The sequence below is a fragment of the Luteimonas cucumeris genome (genome assembly GCF_007830035.1).
GTDB lineage: Bacteria > Pseudomonadota > Gammaproteobacteria > Xanthomonadales > Xanthomonadaceae > Luteimonas_C > Luteimonas_C cucumeris.
In genome coordinates, this window is record NZ_VLKN01000004.1 from 427620 (window position 1) to 445331 (window position 17712).

Annotated in this window: 18 protein-coding genes and 1 tRNA gene; 3 read left to right on the plus strand and 16 right to left on the minus strand. The window is 67.4% G+C overall.

The window, feature by feature from the left end:
• Window positions 1-9: 9 nt before the first annotated feature.
• The 5 genes from IP90_RS10735 to IP90_RS10755 form a co-directional block, all read right to left on the minus strand.
• Window positions 10-85, minus strand: a tRNA-Thr gene (locus IP90_RS10735).
• A 67-nt stretch (window positions 86-152) separates the two neighbouring features.
• Entirely contained in the window at window positions 153-839 is a 687-nt protein-coding gene (locus tag IP90_RS10740; RefSeq protein WP_144899618.1) for an SPOR domain-containing protein, read from the minus strand.
• A gap of 30 nt (window positions 840-869) precedes the next feature.
• Complete coding sequence (locus tag IP90_RS10745; protein WP_144899619.1) at window positions 870-1610, minus strand: type III pantothenate kinase; 741 nt, start codon at window positions 1608-1610, stop codon at window positions 870-872.
• A complete protein-coding gene (gene birA / locus IP90_RS10750; RefSeq protein ID WP_144899620.1) occupies window positions 1607-2608 on the minus strand; it encodes a bifunctional biotin--[acetyl-CoA-carboxylase] ligase/biotin operon repressor BirA in 1002 nt (333 codons plus the stop codon). The genes IP90_RS10745 and birA overlap by 4 nt, the downstream gene beginning before the upstream one ends.
• Window positions 2605-3255, minus strand: a complete 651-nt coding sequence (locus IP90_RS10755; RefSeq protein WP_144899621.1) for a glycerol-3-phosphate acyltransferase — start codon at window positions 3253-3255, stop codon at window positions 2605-2607. The genes birA and IP90_RS10755 overlap by 4 nt, the downstream gene beginning before the upstream one ends.
• Window positions 3256-3498: 243 nt before the next feature.
• On the opposite strand from IP90_RS10755, the gene IP90_RS10760 reads away from it, so the two are divergent.
• Together IP90_RS10760 and IP90_RS10765 are read left to right on the plus strand one after the other, a co-directional pair.
• On the plus strand, window positions 3499-3711 hold the full coding sequence (locus tag IP90_RS10760) for a hypothetical protein (RefSeq protein WP_144899622.1): 213 nt from the start codon (window positions 3499-3501) through the stop codon (window positions 3709-3711).
• 21 nt (window positions 3712-3732) lie between these two features.
• Complete coding sequence (locus IP90_RS10765; RefSeq protein WP_242007551.1) at window positions 3733-4500, plus strand: M90 family metallopeptidase; 768 nt, start codon at window positions 3733-3735, stop codon at window positions 4498-4500.
• 80 nt (window positions 4501-4580) lie between these two features.
• Here the strand turns inward: IP90_RS10765 and IP90_RS10770 are convergent, their stop codons facing one another.
• The 8 genes from IP90_RS10770 to IP90_RS10805 all read right to left on the minus strand — a co-directional run bounded on the left by IP90_RS10770 (window position 4581) and on the right by IP90_RS10805 (window position 11758).
• A complete protein-coding gene (locus tag IP90_RS10770) occupies window positions 4581-5981 on the minus strand; it encodes an ATP-binding protein (protein ID WP_242007552.1) in 1401 nt (466 codons plus the stop codon).
• A gap of 146 nt (window positions 5982-6127) precedes the next feature.
• Entirely contained in the window at window positions 6128-6814 is a 687-nt protein-coding gene (locus IP90_RS10775) for a response regulator transcription factor (RefSeq protein ID WP_144899623.1), read from the minus strand.
• Window positions 6815-6871: 57 nt separating this feature from the next.
• Window positions 6872-7258 (minus strand): hypothetical protein, encoded by a 387-nt coding sequence (locus IP90_RS10780; RefSeq protein WP_144899624.1) that lies wholly within the window; start codon window positions 7256-7258, stop codon window positions 6872-6874.
• Window positions 7259-7375: 117 nt separating this feature from the next.
• Window positions 7376-8287 (minus strand): arginine deiminase-related protein, encoded by a 912-nt coding sequence (locus IP90_RS10785; protein ID WP_144899625.1) that lies wholly within the window; start codon window positions 8285-8287, stop codon window positions 7376-7378.
• Window positions 8288-8312: 25 nt separating this feature from the next.
• Window positions 8313-9350 (minus strand): tRNA dihydrouridine(20/20a) synthase DusA, encoded by a 1038-nt coding sequence (gene dusA / locus IP90_RS10790; RefSeq protein WP_144899626.1) that lies wholly within the window; start codon window positions 9348-9350, stop codon window positions 8313-8315.
• A 67-nt stretch (window positions 9351-9417) separates the two neighbouring features.
• Window positions 9418-10770 (minus strand): sensor histidine kinase, encoded by a 1353-nt coding sequence (locus tag IP90_RS10795; RefSeq protein ID WP_242007553.1) that lies wholly within the window; start codon window positions 10768-10770, stop codon window positions 9418-9420.
• Window positions 10767-11429, minus strand: a complete 663-nt coding sequence (locus IP90_RS10800) for a response regulator transcription factor (protein WP_144899627.1) — start codon at window positions 11427-11429, stop codon at window positions 10767-10769. Before IP90_RS10800 ends, IP90_RS10795 begins: the two co-directional genes overlap by 4 nt.
• Entirely contained in the window at window positions 11429-11758 is a 330-nt protein-coding gene (locus IP90_RS10805) for a PepSY domain-containing protein (protein WP_144899628.1), read from the minus strand. Before IP90_RS10805 ends, IP90_RS10800 begins: the two co-directional genes overlap by 1 nt.
• A 107-nt stretch (window positions 11759-11865) precedes the next feature.
• Between IP90_RS10805 and IP90_RS10810 the strand changes: the two genes are divergently transcribed.
• Window positions 11866-13935: a TonB-dependent receptor plug domain-containing protein gene (locus tag IP90_RS10810; RefSeq protein WP_144899629.1), complete on the plus strand. Its 2070-nt coding sequence runs from the start codon at window positions 11866-11868 to the stop codon at window positions 13933-13935.
• A 79-nt stretch (window positions 13936-14014) separates the two neighbouring features.
• On the opposite strand, the gene IP90_RS10815 is transcribed toward IP90_RS10810, so the two are convergent.
• From IP90_RS10815 to IP90_RS10825, 3 genes are read right to left on the minus strand one after another with little or no spacing between them, the layout of a single operon-like run.
• Window positions 14015-15478 (minus strand): alkaline phosphatase D family protein, encoded by a 1464-nt coding sequence (locus tag IP90_RS10815; RefSeq protein ID WP_144899630.1) that lies wholly within the window; start codon window positions 15476-15478, stop codon window positions 14015-14017.
• Entirely contained in the window at window positions 15475-16290 is an 816-nt protein-coding gene (locus IP90_RS10820; RefSeq protein ID WP_144899631.1) for an inositol monophosphatase family protein, read from the minus strand. The genes IP90_RS10815 and IP90_RS10820 overlap by 4 nt, the downstream gene beginning before the upstream one ends.
• A gap of 10 nt (window positions 16291-16300) precedes the next feature.
• Window positions 16301-17647 (minus strand): MFS transporter, encoded by a 1347-nt coding sequence (locus IP90_RS10825; RefSeq protein ID WP_199753452.1) that lies wholly within the window; start codon window positions 17645-17647, stop codon window positions 16301-16303.
• Window positions 17648-17712: the final 65 nt, after the last annotated feature.

Here is a 17712-nt window from a genome sequence, read left to right on the forward strand (position 1 = left end):
CGGAAAGATTGGTGCCGGCACCCGGGTTCGAACTGGGGACCTACCGCTTACAAGGCGGTTGCTCTACCAACTGAGCTATGCCGGCATGACCTGTCGAGTCCGGCGGCAATGGCCGGCCTTCCGCAGGGGACGCATTATTCTAGCGCGAGGCGTCAGCGCGGGCTCGCGCAATCGCGCGTCGGCGACTGCGTCGCACCGGTTTCGGTGCGCAGGCGGGCGATGTCGACGCCCGCGCTGGCCTCGATGTCGAGCCAGGCCGGCAGCGCCGGGACGCCGATCGGCCGCAGCTGTGCATCGAAACCGGCCGCCTGCAGCGACGCCTGTCGACGTTGCGCCGATTCCAGCGAGCCATAGCGGCCCAGCGCGATTCCGTTGGCGTCATCTCCTGTGTTGATCAGCAGCAGGTCGCTGAATCCGGCCGCCCTGATCTTGTCCGCAGCGGCCTGCGCGAGCTCGCGTGATGCGAAAGGCGGCAACAGCACGGTGTAACCACGCGGCTTTGCCGTCGAATCGTCGCGCACACGCAGGCTGCGGACCTGCGATTGCAGACGCGCGCGAGCCTCGCGCAATGCCTCGGCGGTGGCGAACGGACCGAGGCTGAAGCACTGGGCCGCGACTGCCTTGACCGGCGGCGGTATTGACGACGCCGATGCCGCCGCAGGCGCGATCGTTGCGGCAGGAGTCGCGAGCGGCTTGGCCTCCGACAGCAACTGCAGGCGCGGCACGCCGGGCAGCGGCTCGACCACGGAAGGCGGCGAAGGCTCGGGGCGCAGCATCCACCACAGCGCGACGCCGAGGTTGATGGCGACCAGCAGGACGATCAGGGCACGCGCGAACATGGCTGTCCGGAACGGATGGAAGCGCTCATCTTATTCGTCGCATGCCGCGTGCGCCCAGCACGCCAGTCCTTGCAGGACGAGATGCGCGACCAGCTCGGCCTGCGGCAGGCGGGCCGCGAGTTCCGACGCGCCGCCACCATGCAGCAGCAGGCCGGCTGCGCTGCCGAGCAGGCGCGCAGCCTCGACCTGGCTGCGTTCGACCAGCGCCAGCGCCGCGCCTTCGCAACCGGACGCGAGTGCGGATTGCGTGTCGTCGGCGAATTCCGCGTAGCGCCCGCCGACCTCCGGCAACTGCCGCGCGCGCTGGTGCAGCGCCGTCCGCATCAGTGCCGGCGAAGGCGCAATACGGCCGCCGTGGTGGCGGCCATCGCGATCGAGCAGGTCGATGGTCAAGGCGGTACCGACACCGACCAGCAGCCAGGGCCCATCGCCGCGTGCGTGTGCGGCCAGCAGTGCCAGGAAACGGTCCACGCCGAGCCTGGTCGGGTCGGCATAGGCGATGCGCACCCCGGCGAACTCCGGCTGTGTACGTACGCTGACGACACGCCTGAAGCGCGTCGCCAGCATCTGCTGCAAGGCCGCGGTAACTGTCGCCGATGCGACGCTGGCCAGGTAGGCGGTCGCGCCTCCCTGCGGCAGCAATCCGGATCCGGCCGCAAGACCGTCCTGGTCGTGCGCAATCGCCATTGTCTCGCCAGGTACGCCACCGGCGAGCAGGGGTGCGAATTTCAGGCGCGTATTGCCAAGATCGAACAACCAGCGACCGGTCATGGCCCGGGCTCGCCATGCGATGCGGATCCGCGTGCCCTCACGCTGACCTCGCCGGAATGGAATGTGCGTTCGCCATCGCGCAAGCGTACCCGCAGCGCGCCATCGCCGGCGATGCCCTGTGCGATGCCGTCGTGACGGATGTCGCCGATCAATACTGTCACTTCGCGCCCGGCCAGCGCATCGTGCGCGGCATAGGCCGGCAGGAAAGGCGCGAGGCCTTCGGCATCGAAGCGATCCAGTGCCGGCAGCAGTTGCGTCAATATCGCCGCGGCCAGGTCGTTGCGCGACGCCGGCGGCGCCGCATTGTCGAGCGCGGCCAGGTCGATCCACGGCTGGTCGATCGCCGGCGCGCTGGCCGGCGGCATGCGCACGTTGAGGCCGAGCCCGATCACCGCTCGCACCGGCCCGGCATGCTCGCCGCCACCTTCGACCAGGATGCCACCGAGCTTGCGCGTGCCGACCATCAGGTCGTTCGGCCATTTCAGTCGCACGTCGCGATGACCCAGCGCATGCAGGGCATCGACGATCGCAACGCCGGCGACCAGGCTCAATCCGCCAAGGCGGACCAGACCGCCGCTGAAATGGCGCGACAGCGACAGGTACAGGTTGGCCGCCAGCGGCGAAGCCCACGTGCGGCCGCGACGGCCGCGGCCGCCAGTCTGGCGTTCCGCGAGCAGTACCGCGCTGCCCTGCGCCGGCGTGTCGCGACGCATCAGTTCGGAATTGCTGGAATCGATGCTCCACGCCACTTCAAAGGTGGCAATGCGGCCGCGTTGCGCCGGCGCGATCGCCGCCAGGATCGCTCCGCCATCGAGCAACTGCAGCGGCTGCGCCAGCGCATAGCCACGACCCGCCTGGGCGTCGATCGCGACGCCCGCTTCGCGCAGCGCCTGCACCTTTTTCCAGATCGCCGCTCGGGTCAGTCCGGAGGCTTCCGCCAGTGCATCGCCGGATACCGGGCCGGCGATCAGCCGTGCCAGCAGTTCGCGATCGATCATCGCCGGCCTCCGCGCCAGATACGATGCAGCACGCGTGCGCGTTCCATGCGGGCCTCGCCGCCGGCGGCCATGCGTTGCAGGTTGCCGCGGTGGGTATAGAGCAGGAACAACGCGACGGCGATCGCGAACAGCCACCGCGGCAGACCCGCGCCGCTCAACCCGGCGAACAACGGCAGACAGCTTCCGGCGACCACCATCGCCAGCCCCACGTAACCGCTGAGCAACAGCGTGACCAGCCAGGCTGCGAGCATGCCCGGCAACACCCACGGCCACATCACCAGCAGTCCGCCGACCAGCGTGGCCGTGCCCTTGCCGCCGCGGAACCCATGCCAGCAAGGCCAGACGTGGCCGGCCATCGCCGCCAGCACGCAGCCATATCCCAGGGTGGCGACGTCGAAGGGCCCGTCGGGCGAGCCGAAACGGTGCCCCAGCCACGCCGCCAGCACGCCCTTGCCGACATCGATCACCACCACGCCGAAGGCGAAGCCGAATCCCTGCGTGCGCAGCGCGTTGCTGCCCCCGGCCGAGCCGGTACCCTGATCGCGGATGTCGACCCCGCGCAGGCGGCCGAGGACCACTCCACCTGAGACCGAGCCCAGCAGATAAGCCACCAGCAGTATGAGGAGTGGGCCGGAATACGGGGGCATGGCCAGAGATGGGCGCTGCCGGCCGATCCGGCGTGGCCGGCAAGTCTGGCGGAAACAGCTCTCGAAAGATGTTGCGTTGCAACATGCAACCTTCTGCACCGTGACGGCATCCAAGGTATAGTCCGCGTTGCGATTGGCCGTTCCGGCGGCTGGTTGGCGCTCTCACTGGAAACCACCGTCATGGTTAGACTCTGCCTCGCCCTGCTGCTCGTCTGCGCTTGCGCAGGCGCGTCCGCGCGTGACATGTCCATGCTCAGCCCGAACGGTGAAACCGGCACCTGTCCGGAAGTCGAGGAAACGACGGCGCCCAAGGCCACTGCGACCACGGCACCCGCACCAACACCGGTACGCAAGCCGGTCAAGCCGAGCGCCGCTACCCAAGGCGGCGGTGGCGAAGCTTCCGTGCGCACCCAGGGCCCGCGCTGGCACAGTTTCCTGCCCGGCATGTTCCGCTGATCGGCGGTTCTCCGCCGACGCGTGCGCAAACTCCTGCAACGCCTGCGGCCTGCGCCGCCCGACATCGACGCGACCATCTGGGACGAAGTGCGCAAGTCCGTTCCCTGGATACGCGCGCTGGATGAAGAACGCGACACCCGCCTGCGCGCACTGAGCGCGCGTTTCCTGCAGCAAAAGGCGATCACACCGCTCGCCGGGCTGGCGCTAGATGGCAGCCAACGCACCCTGCTCGCCGCCTTGTGTTGCCTGCCGCTGCTGGAATTCGGCAGCGAAGGCCTGCATGGATGGTCGCAGCTGCTGGTGTATCCCGATGCTTTCCGGGTCAACCGCAGCCACATCGATGCGGCCGGCGTCATGCACGAATGGCACGACGAACTGATCGGCGAGGCCTGGGAGGCGGGCCCGGTGGTCCTGTCCTGGGCCGATGTGCAGTCCGATCTCGCAGAACCCGACGCCGGCTTCTGCGTGGCCGCGCACGAGATGGCACACAAGCTCGATGCCCTGGACGGCCTGCTCGATGGCACCCCACCGCTGCCGCGCGACTGGCAGCGGCAATGGGCGCACGATTTCCAGGCGGCCTACGACGCGTTGTGCGTACAGGTCGATGCCGGCCAGCAGACCGCCATCGACGACTACGCCGCCGAAGCACCGGAAGAATTCTTCGCCGTCGCCAGCGAATACCACTTCTCGGCGCCGGAAGTACTACGTACGGCGATGCCGGCGGTCGCCACGCACCTGTCCAAGTTCTACGGACCGTCGCCGTTTGTATCCGTCATTGGTGATTCGTGATTCGAAGCACCAGCCAGGGCGAATGGCGCCCTTGCTTTCACCAATCACCAATCACTAATAACCAATCACGACTCACGGCTTCAAAGCCCCGGCGGCAGCTTGATCTCGAAACGTGCGCCGCCCAGTTCGCGCGATGCGCCGACTTCCAGTTCGCCGCGATAGCCGTGCACGATGTCCTGCACGATCGACAGGCCAATGCCATGGCCCTGCACGCGTTCGTCGCCGCGCACGCCACGTTGCAGCAGTTGCGCGACGCGTTCCGGTGGAATGCCGGGACCGTCGTCGTCCACTGCCAACAGCAGCCCGGGACGGCGGTTGGTGGTCGCCGGACCGCGATGCGCGGTCAGCAGTACGCGCTTGTCCGCCCACTTGAAAGCGTTCTCCAGCAGGTTGCCGAGCAGTTCCTGCAGGTCGCCCGGCTCGCCATGGAAGCGCGCCTGCGGCTCGATGTCGAACTCGCAGATGACGCCCTTGCTGGAATAGATCTTTTCCAGCCCGCGCACGATCTGCTCGGCATGCGATTCGATCTCGATCGGCGCGGCGAACAGCGTATGTCCGCTCGAAGCCGCCCGCGCCAACTGGTACGACACCAGACTGTTCATGCGCCGCAGCTGGATGTCGACTTCCTCGCGCAATTCGGCTTCCGGCGCGCCATCGTCCAGGCGCGTGCGCAGTACCGCCAGCGGCGTTTTCAGGCTGTGCGCCAGGTCGGCGAGCGTATTGCGCTGGCGATCCAGGTTCTCGCGCTCGCTTTCGATGAAGGCGTTGATGCTGTCGGTCAGCGGTTCGAGTTCGCGCGGATGGCGCTCGCTCATGCGCGTGGCGAGGCCGCGTTGCACGCGCTTGAGTTCGGCGATCACGCGCCGCAATGGCCACAGGCTCCAGCGCAGCACGACCAGCTGCAACAGCAGCAGCACCGCGCCGCCGATGCTCAGGTAACCCCACAGCGCGCGCCGGAACACGGTGATCTGCGCCTGCAGCTGGCGCGTGTCTTCCATCACGTGGATCGTGTACGGGAATTCGGCCGCGGTCGAACGCTCCGGCCAGACGAAGCCCTTGCCATAGCGATAGACCATGCTCGGCTCGCCATTGATCTGCACGATCGGCAGCGGGCCTTCGAAGCTGGTTTCGCCCGGCGTCAGCATGGCGGATTCCGGCAGGCGCGGCCCCTGCGCGGACATCGAGGTCCACGACGGCGCATCGACCAGCACGATTTCGGCATACAGGCCGCTGCCGGGCCGGTCGAAGCGCGGATCCGGCGGGATGTCCGGCGGGATGATGCCGCCGGCGATGTCGAAATCGGTGTCGGCAGCGTAGGCCAGCGTGAAGCTCTCCAGGCGCTGGCGCAGGTTGCTTTCGGCGGTGTCGACGAAGGCACGATCCAGCGCGTAACCGGCCAGCGCCAGGAACGCGATCAGGCCGAGGCTGGCGGCCAGCAGCTGGCGTGTGGCGAGCGAACGCGGTCGCCAGACCTCAGCCACGGGCGTGTCTCGAAACGCGGGCAGGCAGCATCGTCACCGGCCGACAGCGTGCACGAGCGGTGCCGAGGCCGGCAACCATGCCCGGCATCCTTCCGTGCAACGCCCACGCGCGGCGCACGGCCGGAACAGCACGGGCGATCGCGTACTCAGCCTTCGTTGGTGCGCGCGATCGCGAAGCGATAGCCGCGGCCACGCACGGTCTCGATCGGCTTCAGCGCGCCATCGGGATCCAGCTTCTTGCGCAGCCGGCCGATGAAGACTTCGAGCACGTTGGAGTCGCGATCGAAATCCTGCTGGTAGATGTGCTCGGTGAGGTCGGCCTTGGACACCAGTTCGCCGGCATGCATCATCAGGTATTCGAGCACCTTGTACTCGTAGCTGGTCAGGTCGACGTTGCTGCCGTTGACGCTGACCGTCTGCGCGGCCAGGTCCAGCGTGACCGGCCCGCACTCCAGGGTCGGCTTGCTCCAGCCGGCGGCGCGGCGCACCAGCGCATTGATGCGCGCCAGCAGTTCCTCGACATGGAACGGCTTGACCAGGTAGTCGTCGGCGCCGTTCTTGAGGCCGTCGACCTTGTCCTGCCAGCTCGAACGCGCAGTGAGGATCAGTACCGGAAACTGCTTGCCCTCATCGCGCAGCGCCTTGATCAGTTCCATGCCCGACATCTTCGGCAGGCCGAGGTCGATGATGCCGACGTCGAACGGCACCTCGCGGCCCATGTACAGGCCCTCCTCGCCATCCTGCGCGGCATCCACCGCATAACCTTCGCGCTTCAGGCGCGCAGCCAGGGTTTCGCGCAACGGGGCTTCGTCTTCGACGAGCAGGATTCTCATCAGCGAACTCCAGGATAAAGAATGGCCGGCTGCAAGCCGGAATACGAAAAGCGCGGATCAGAGATTGGGCTCGCCTTCGTCATCGCGGCGTGTACGCGCATCGTCGCCGCGGCCACGCTTTGCCGGGTCGTCGACATAGACGCGGACACGGCCGTTGCCGTCGACCACCTTGACGCGATTGAGCTCGCGACCATCGTACTGGAGACGTTCGGCGCTGAGCACCTGGCCGCGGGTTTCGCGTTCGATCCTGCGCACCGAATCGGACAGCGCCGAACGGCGGCGGTGGCGCTCGTCGTGGCTGCTGTCCTTCTCGTACCCGCGATCCTTCTGCGGCACGGCCTGCGCCGAGGCAAGCCCGGTCGCGCCGCCCAGGAGGACGAACAGGGCCAACAGCAGGGGACGGTACGGCAGCGACATCGCGATCTCGCAGTCAATCCTGGACAAGGGGGAAAGGGCCGGACGGCCAAGACAGGCAGTGATTCTCGAAAGCGGGCAGTGAATCCGTCCTTAACTTTTGCAACCACGGCGGGGTGGGGTTCAGTCCCGCGCGCCCGAACGGACTCAAAACAGCTCCGCGACACAGCACCGCAGCGAGCCGCCAGCGGCCTCGATCGCCCGCAGGGCAACGCTGCGCGGCACGAAACCGGCTTCGACCAGCACTGCACGATCGGCTGGCGCCAAGGCCGCCTCGGCCGCGGCGCTCATCCACACGGTGCCGGCCGACAGGGTGATGGCGTTACCGGCGAAAGCCGCCTTTTGCGCAGCCGACAGACGCAACACGTGCGGCGCGTACAGGCTGGCGATCGCCTCGGCAGCGGCTGGATCGTCGAAACCGTCGGCACAGACCAGCGCGGCGCGGCCGGCCAGCACCGCCAGCACGACATTGCTGTGGTACTCGCCCGGCGCCAGATCGAACAGCAAGGTCGCGCGCAGGCCGAACGCCTCGTGCATCAGCCTCGCGCCGGCCTCGTCGCAGCGTTCCGACAGGCCGCAGAAGCCGAGTCCGCGAGCACGATCGATCACCAGCGCACCGGTCAATTCACAGGGATGCGGTTGTTGCGAGAGGTCGGTTTCCGCGTAGCCGAGCACGTCGCGGAACCAGCCGCGGATGTCGCTGCGTGCGGCCTCGCGCTGCCGCACCGGATGGCGCATGCGGCCGACGATCAGCCGGCCGGGCACGGTCGCGAACACGTTGTTGGGGAACAGCGCGTCCGGCGCATCCGGATCACCTGGAAAACACACGGTCGGCACGCAGCTGGACAGGGCCCGATGCAGTTCGTGATGCTCGGCCATCGCGCAGCCGGCGTCGAACGCCGTCGCATCGGCCATGTAGCGGTTGTCGCCGGCCGACTGCTCGGCGCGGGCGAAGCCATCGGGCGCGACCAGGAACGCCGCCTTGGCCGTCGCCGGCCCGAAGTCCAGCGCGCAATCACGTGCGCGCTCGAGGAAGGCGGCGATGTCACGCGTGATCATGTTTTCCGGCTCGCTTCGGCGACCATCACGCGGCGATCCGCGCCTGCGCGGCGGTAGCCGACAGCGCCTGCTCGATCAGCGCCCAGTCGGCGCCGGGCCGGTGCGCACCCTCGCTGAGGATCTGCCGGAACGCCCGTCCACCGGGCTGTCCATGGAACAGGCCGAGGATGTGGCGGGTGATGTGCTTGAGCGCGACGCCGCGCGCGAGTTGCGCCTCGACATACGGCCGCATCGAGCGCAGCAGCTCGGCGCGCGTGCGCGGCTGTCCATCGAACGGCGCTCCGTCGTACCAGGCGACATCGAGCCGATGCAGCAGGTAGGGATCGTGATAGGCGGCACGGCCGAGCATCGCGCCGTCGGCATGGTCGAGATGCGCGGTGGCTTCCTCCAGCGTGGCGATGCCGCCGTTGACGATCACGGTCAGGGCCGGACGCTCGCGCTTGAGTGCGTGGGCCCAGTCGTAACGCAGCGGTGGTACCTCGCGGTTCTCCTTCGGCGACAATCCTTTCAGCCAGGCGTTGCGCGCATGTACGACGAAGGTGCGGCAACCGGCGGCGGCGATCGCATCGACGAAGGCGAGGAACTTGCCATAGTCATGGTCGTCGTCGACACCGAGCCGGCACTTCACCGTCACCGGAACGCGGCAGGCGGCGATCATCGCCGCAACGCTGTCGGCGACCAGCGCCGGCTCGCGCATGAGGCAGGCGCCGAAGCGCCCCGCCTGGACCCGGTCGGACGGACAACCGCAGTTGAGATTGATCTCGTCGAAGCCGTGGTCGGCGCCAATCCGCGCTGCCTTCGCCAGCAGCGTCGGCTCACTACCACCGAGCTGCAACGCCACCGGATGCTCGACCGGATCCATCGCCAGCAGGCGATCGCGATCGCCATGGATCACCGCATTGGCATGCACCATCTCGGTATACAACCGCGCATGCGGCGCCAGCGTGCGATGGAACACGCGACAGTGGGTTTCAGTCCAGTCCATCATCGGGGCGACGGACAGGCGTACGGAGTCCGCGTAGGCGGCTTCGCGTGCGGTGACTGCGGGCTGGTTCGGGGCCATATCGGCACATTCTGGCGGTTTTCGCCGCGCGGGTGCATGAGCGGCCGCATGACGGGTTCGAGAACGCTCAGGTCTTCTGCTTCAGTCCCCAGAAGAAGCGGACCCTGAGTCCGCCGAGCGCCGCCTGGTCCAGGTCGATCGATCCCCCCGTTGCTTCCACCAGTTCGCGCGCGATCGCGAGTCCCAGGCCGGTGCCGGTGCCGGCTTCGTCGAGCCGCCCGCCGCGCATCAGCGCATCGATGGCGCGGTCGGTACTGATGCCGGGGCCGTCGTCCTCGACCGTCAGGCAGGTCCATTCGGGGCCGGCCGCGGCGCCGACATGGATCTGGCGCCGTGCGTATTTCACGGCGTTGTCCAGTACCGCACCCAGCATTTCGGAGAGGTCTTCCTGCTGCACAGCCAGCTGCAGGTTCGCCGGGATGTCGATGGCGAACGCCAGTTGGCCGCCCTTGTCGGTATGTTCGAGCACGGTGATCAGGCGCTCGACCGTGGCACGGACCTGCGCCGGCGCGCCGGGTGTCCGGCCGATGGCGGCGATGCGCACACGGGCCAGTTCGGCCTCGATCGTGGCACGCGCCGCGGCGATGCTGCGATCCATGCCATCGGCTGCCTTGACCGCGCCTTCGTCGCGAGCGCGCCGGCTCTGCGCGGCCATCGCCGCCAGCGGTGTCTTGAGTCCGTGCGCGAGGTCGGCGGCGCGGCGGCGCGCATGTTCAAGATCATGCTCGCGGGCATCGGCCAGCCGGTTGATGGCATCGGTCAACGGCTGGATTTCGCGCAGGTTCGATGCCGACAGGCGCGTGCTGGCGCTGTCGCGCATCGCCGCAAGATCGCCGCGAATGCTTTCCAGCGGCCGCAATCCCAGCTTGACCTGCAACCACGCCGCCGCAGACAGCACCAGCCACAACGCGGCGAGGAAGACCGCGAGTTCGCGGCCGAATTCGGCGCGCGCCGTAGCCAGGGGCCGCGTATCGAGCGCGAGCTGCACCAGCACCGGCACGCCGCCAGCATCCAGTTTCAGGACCCGCTCGACGATCGAGACCGGCTGCTGGAACGGGCCATCCACGCGGCGCATGCGCCAGTCGTCGGCCGATGGATCGACCGGCGCCGGCAACAGTGCATCCCACAGCGAGCGCGAACGCACGACGCCCGCGCGCGTCGATACCTGCCAGTAGTACCCGCCCGCCGGTTTCTGCAAACGCGGATCCATCGGTTGCGCGGCAACCACAGGCTGGCCATCCGCGGTCAGCGACAGTGCCGACGCCAGGCGCAGGCCGTCACGGATCAGTTCGGCCTCCTGGCGTCGCTCCAGATGCCGTTCGAACAGCACGGTCATGAACATCCAGGCGACGATCAACGCCGCCAGGATCGTCACCGCCGCGCCCAGCAGCAGCCGCCAGCGTAGCGAACCGGCGATCACGCGACGGGCTCCAGCAGATAGCCGAAGCCCTTGCGCGTGACGATGATGTCGGCGCCGAACTTGCGTCGCAGGCGCGCGACGATCGCCTCGATGGCGTTGGCGTCTCCGTCCTCGACGACGCCATACAGATGCTCGGCCAGTTCACCGGCCGACACGGCTCGACCGGGCTGGTGCGACAGGTAATCGAGCAGTCGGAATTCCAGCGGCGACAATCGTGCCGGCGCGCCGTCGACATCGGCGGTCATGCGCGTGGTGTCGAGCCGGAGGCGGCCGACTGTGACGACGTTGGACAACCGCCCGGCACCGCGCCGCATCAGGCCACGCACGCGTGCGATCAGTTCGCCCATCTGGAAGGGTTTGGCGATGTAGTCGTCGGCACCCGCCTCGATGCCTTCGACCTTCTCTGTCCAGTCGCCACGCGCCGAAACCACGATCACGGGAAACGCGCGGCCTGCCGCACGCCAGCGGCGCAGCACCGACAAGCCATCCAGCCGCGGCAGGCCGAGATCGAGCACGGCGGCATCGTAGTTTTCCACGTCGCCGAGATACCAGGCACGCTCGCCATCGCCAGCGACATCGACCACGAAACCAGACGCCTCGAGTGCACGCCGCAGGTCGGCCTGGATGTCGGGATCGTCCTCGACGACCAGGCAGCGCATCAGTCGTCCTCCACCTTGCGGATCGTGCCGGTAGCGGCGTTCAACTTGACCTCGCGTACGCGGCCGGTGGCGGTAAGTACCTTCACCTCGTATTCCCAGCCATGCTTGCCGTGATCGAGTTCGACCTCGATGACATCACCCGGCACGCGCTTCTGCGCGATCGGCAGGATGCGACCCAGCGGCAGTATCTCGCCGCGTTCCAGCAAAGCGCGCGCTTCGACGTGGTCATGGTCGTCGCCTGCCCGCGCAGGCGGCACGAGCGGCATCGACGACACAGTGCCGAGCAGCAGGACAACGGTGGCGAGTCGGTAGGGACGGGTCCGGGTCATGGCGCCGATGCTGCGACAGCAGCGCTGACATTACGCTGACGAAGGAAGCGGCGCCAATGTCAGCACGGGGCTTCTAGCCTGCGACGACGCTCCCGGAATCCGACACCATGCGCAGCGGTGCCCGTGCCAGTTCCTTGCTATCGATCGCGGTCGCCGCGGCATTGGCCATGACGACGCTGCCTAGTCCTGCGCAGCAATCGCCGACCATGGATGCCGGACCAGGCATCAGCGTCTTCGATGCCGAACATTTTGCCGATACGAATCCGGCTAACGCCTACGACATGCTGATCCGCCTGCCCGGCTTCGTCATCGCCGAGGCGGATACGGACGTACGCGGCTATGCCGGTGCGCGCGGCAACGTGCTCATCGATGGCGCGCGCCCGTCCAGCAAGCGCGAGGACATCGGTCAACTGCTCAAGCGTATTCCGGCGTCCGCCGTTGCCCGCGTCGAACTGATCCGCAGCGGCGCGACCGGCGTGGACATGGCCGGCCACGCACTGCTGGCCAATGTCGTGCGCATCCGCGCGACCACCACCGCGGCCGCGGTGGAAGTCGGCCTGATCGCAGCCACCGATGGCTGGATGGCGCCGCAGGAACAGCTGGAATACAGCCATCGCCGCGATGAGCGCGTGCTCGACCTGGCCATCAAGCACGTCCCGGAACTGGACGACGATAGCGGGCGCGGCACGATCCGCACGACCGTGCCCGATACCGCACTCGTCGCCGAGAATCCGCTGGACGCGCGCACCATCAAGCACGAGACGGAAGCCGGCGGCCACTGGCGCCAGCCGCTGGCGGGAGGGCAAATGGTCCTCAGCGCGGCCGTGCGCGGCGAGCAGGTACAGGCCGACACCGATATCGCAGCGACGGTCGCCGGTAGCGGCGGCGAAACCGTCAACGAGCGCGAGGATCTTCGCGAGGCCGAGGTCGGAACGCGCTATGAGCGCCCATTGGGCGAGCAATCGACCCTGGAACTGATGGCGACCCGACAACGCGGTTGGCTGGACAACCGGGAACTGTCGCGCGAGGAAGGCGAAACCGAAACCTTCTCCGAGAATACCGGGACCGGCGAGACCATCGGCCGCATCGAGCTGACTCATGTCCATTCCGATGCGTTGTCGCTCGGCGCCTCGCTGGAAACGGCGTTCAACTTCCTGGAAAGCAGCGCGCGACTGCTGCACGACAATGTACCCGTGTTCCTGCCGGGCTCGGAGGTGCGCATCGAGGAGCAGCGGGTCGAGGCTGCGCTGGCGGCCACATGGCAGCCGGCCGCGGACTGGCTGCTTGAGGCCGGTCTGCGCGTCGAGAACTCCGCCCTGACGCAGACCGGCGACAGCCCGTTGCAACGCAGGTTCACCTACCCCAAGCCGCGCGTGGCATTGCGTTGGGACGGCAACGACCGCAACCAGCTGCGCCTGTCGATTTCACGCGAGGTCGGACAACTCGACTTCGCCGATTTCGTCGCCTCCGCCTCGTTGGACACCGGCGTGGTGACGGCCGGCAACGCGCAACTTCAACCCGACAAGACCTGGCGAACGACGGCGGCGTGGGAACATCACTTCTGGACCGATGCGGCAGTCACGCTGAGCTACACGCACGATCGGATCAGCGATGTGGTCGACCGCGTGCTGGTCGTCGCCGGCGACGATGTCTTCGATGCGCCGGGCAACATCGGCGACGGACGCCGCGACACCCTGGCGCTGGACCTGGCCGTGCCGCTGGACCGGTTCGGCTTCAGCGGCGCGCGGATCCGTTCGTCGCTGCTGTGGCGCACCAGTCGTGTGACCGATCCGGTCACCGGCGAGCAGCGCGCGATCTCCGAGGAGAAGCCGGTCGAGGGCGAGATCGTCCTGACCCAGGATCTGCCCGCGTTGCGCATGCACTGGGGACTGGAGGTCGGCCACATCGCCGAGCGCGAAACGAAATACCGCTTCGACGAAATCGCGCGTGAGTCGGAAGGCGCCAGCTGGACGCTGTTCGTCGAACGCCGTATCGGCAGCCACTGGCGCGTGCGCGCCGAAGCGACCGACCTGTTCGGCCGCGATTTCGTCGAAACACGCGAAAAATACGATGGACCACGCTCGACTTATCCTGTCGCGGAAATCGAACGACGCGAGCGCACCACGCCCGGCTACTTCGGCCTGAGCTTCCGCCGGGATACCGGTGGCGATCGTTGACGGAGGCATCGACCCGCCGCATGCGCTTGCGGTATCGACCCGCCCTCGTCCCTTCTTGTGACGGGCAGGCGCGGCTGTTTCAGTCCGACGTCCCGTCGTAATACGGACGATCCGGCCAGCCCTGCGGCACGTCCTGGCCGTAGTAGCCGCCGCCCTTGAGGAAGCGCTCGCGCCGCTGCAGTTCGTCCGGATCGGATTTGCTGTCCCAGCTGCGCACACCATTCTTCAGGTCGTCCGGGGTCAGCACCAGCGGTTCCCACACCGCCTCGCCCATCACGTCATGCAGGGTGCAGGTCAGGGTCGGCGTCTTGCCGGTCATGTCGAAACGCATCAGCCCGACATTGACCGAACGGGTCCAGGTGTCGCGCACGCGCACTTCCGGTGCCTGTCGTATGTTCTTGCTGGCGGGCATCTGCGCCAGCGGCGACGAACAGAAATCGTAGATGTCGTAACCGCCCTGCTCCGAACGCGGGATGCAGTTCAGTTCGCCCATGTGCGAATCGCCGGAGATGCAGACCACGCCGCCGATGTCGTTGTCGCGGATGAAATCGAAAATCTCGTTGCGCTCGGTCAGGTACACACCCCACGAGTCGCCGCCGTCCTCGTTCTCCGCCGCCGACCAGCCGCCGCCGATGGCCAACACCTTGAACGGCGTGCGACTGGCCTTGAGCTCGCGCTTGAGCCAGGCCTTCTGCGCGGCGCCGAGCATGGTCTTGTGGGCATTGTCGATCTTGTCGGTGGCGTCGCGATGGTAGCGGCCGTCGAGCACGAAAAAATCCACGCCGCCGTAATGCTGCTTGAAATACACGCCCGGATTGCCGGACTCGCCATAACCCGGATTGGCCCAGAAATTCCGGAAGGTCCGCAGCGATTCCGCCTTGATCGGATTGCGACCATCGGAATCGTTGTAGCCGAAATCGTGGTCGTCCCAGGTCGCCAGTTGCGGCGTCGAGCGCAGCAGCGGTTCCAGCCGCTCCACGACCCGGCCGCGTCCGTACAGATCGACCAGTGCCTGGCGCTGGTCGCTGTCGGCATAGATGTTGTCGCCCAGCCACAGGAACATGTCAGGCTGCAACTGGCGCACCGCGTTCCAGATGCGCTGGTCGGGATCGAACTGGATGCGACAGCAGGAACCGAACGCGATGCGGAAATCGGCGGCGCCGGCCGGTGCGGTTTTCGTCTGGTGCGGCAGGAACTGGTAGCGATCGCTCTCACCGGCATACTTGAGGCGATACCAGTAGGTCGTGTCCGGTTGCAATGCTTCGGCGCGCAGCACGACGCAGCAATCCTCCTCCGCTTTCGCCATCGCACTCGAGCCAGCCAGCACATTGCGGAAGTCGCGGTCGGTGGAATATTCCAGCTGGACCTCGAACGCGCCGCTGGCGCGCACCCACACGGTGAAATGACGAGGTCCCGGCGTACCGATCATCGGACCCTGCAGCGCGCGCGGATAGCCCAGCACTTTCGCCAGCGCGCGCGGAAGCAACGCCGACAGCGAGCCCAGCAGACCGGCGGCCAGGAAGCTGCGGCGATCGAGTTTCATGAGGCCTCCGTGCTGGCCAGCGCCAGGTTGAGCCGTTGCAGCAGCGCTTCATGGATCGCGCCGTTGGAGATGCAGACGTTCTGGCCGTGCAGGTCCAGAGGTGCGCCGGCGGCGGACGTGGCGATGCCGCCGGCTTCGCGCACCAGGATGACGCCCGGTGCCATGTCCCAGGCCTGCAAGGCGCGCTCCCAGTACGCATCCCAACGACCTGCGGCGGTCCAGGCCATGTCGACGGAGCAGGCGCCGGTGCGACGGATCCCGGCGGTCTGGCCGCTGAGCAGCGTCATCTCGCGCGCGAACAGCGGATGATCCGGCTTGCCGGCAAAAGGAATGCCGCAGGCAAGCACGGCCTCGATCAGGGTGGCGCGCGTCGACACGCGGATCCGCCGCCCGTTGCACCAGGCGCCCCTGCCCCGCTCTGCGACGTAAAGCTCGTCGAGCATCGGCAGATAGGTGACGCCGGCGATCACCTCGCCGTCGTCGGCCAACGCGATGTTCACTCCCCACAACGGGCAGCCGAACAGGAAATTGGTGGTGCCGTCCAGCGGATCGACGATCCAGCCGCGGGCCGCGTCGGCGCCATCGATCGCACCACCTTCCTCGCCGAGGAAAGCGTAGCCGGGCCGCGCCCTGGCGAGGATCGCGTGCGTGGTGCGCTCGGCTTCCTCGTCGGCGATCGACACCAGGTCGGCCGGTCCGCTTTTCGAACGCACGCCCAGTGCCGACAGCTGGCCGAAGTGTTTGCGCAGGCCTTCGCCGGCGGCCTGCGCCGCCTCGATCATCGCCTTCAGTTCACTCGATGGTTCAAGCACGTCGTCTTCCTCAATCGCGCAAGCGCGTACGCCACAGGCTGGCGGCGAGCAGCATGGACAGCACCGACGAACCGATCCAGAACCAGATCGCCGGGCCGAAATCGTAGACGCGGACATCGCCGGCCATCGTCATGCCGCGCTCGATCAGGATGCCCGACACCTGCTCCTGTATCGCCGCACCGATGTAGCTGAAGATGCCGATCACGCCCATCGCCGCGCCGGCCACGCGCTTGGGCGCGATGTCCACCGCGAACAGGCCGCCCAGCGACGTGACCAGGCCGGTCAGGCCCATGCCGAACAGCAGCATGCCGATCACCAGTGTCGGCATCGTGGTCGGCCCGAAGAAGATCAGGCCCAGGCCGACCAGCTCGAGCAGCGCGAACAGCAGGTTGACCGGTGGCCGCCGTGCCGCGAAGAACTTGTCGGAGATGAAGCCGAAACCGATCGCACCGGCCATGCCGGCCAGGGTGCTGATCATCAGCAGGGTGCCGGCGGCGGGCAACGAGAAGCCGCGTGCTTCCTGCAGGTAGAGGATGCCCCACGAATTGATCGCGTAACGGGTGACGTAGGTGGTGGCGCTGGCCAGGCACAGCACCCAGATCGCCGGGATCCTGAGGATCGACAGCTGCAGGCCAAGCACCGTCTTGACGCCCGGCTTGGCGGCCTCCCTGTAGTGGTCGTTCTTCCAGTCGTTGACCGTCGGCAATCCGAGCGTGCGTGGCCGATCCTGCAGCAGGACGTAGCAGCCGATCGCGGTGGCGATGCCGATCAGGCCCGGCCCCCAGAATCCCCAACGCCAGCCCAGCGCCGCGACCGCCGCACCGACCACGAGGAAGGTCAGGCCCTCGCCGATGGAGTGCGCGGTACTCCACACGCCGTAGGCGCGGCCGCGTTCGCGATTGGAGAACCAGCTGGTCATGGCGACCACGCCGCCTGGCGCACCGAAACTCTGGAACCAGCCGTTCAATCCCCACAACACGACCGCCATCCACAGCGTGGTGGTGAAACCCATCGCCAGGTTGCACAACGCGGTCATCAGGAACGCGAAGGCCAGGAAGCGCTTCATGTTGGCGTGGTCGGCGAGGAAGCCGTTGGTCAGCTTGCCGATGGCATAGGTATAGAAAAGCGCCGAACCGATCAGCCCCAGCTCCGTCGGCGAGAAGACACCGCCGTCGATCAGCGGCTTCTTGACCACGCCCAGGGCCAGTCGACAGGTGTAGATCAGGCCGTAACCCAGGGTGATCGCCAACATGACCCGCAGGCGGTGCCTGCGGAACAGGCCGTCGATCGCCGCAGCATCGTCGATCGCGGGGCGATCGACGCCCGTCGCGAAGAATCTCAGGAAACCAGCCGCCACGAATCTCTCCTCCCCGGAATCGATCGGACCTGCGTCGTTGCGCGAGCCTGTTTCGGACAGCCTAT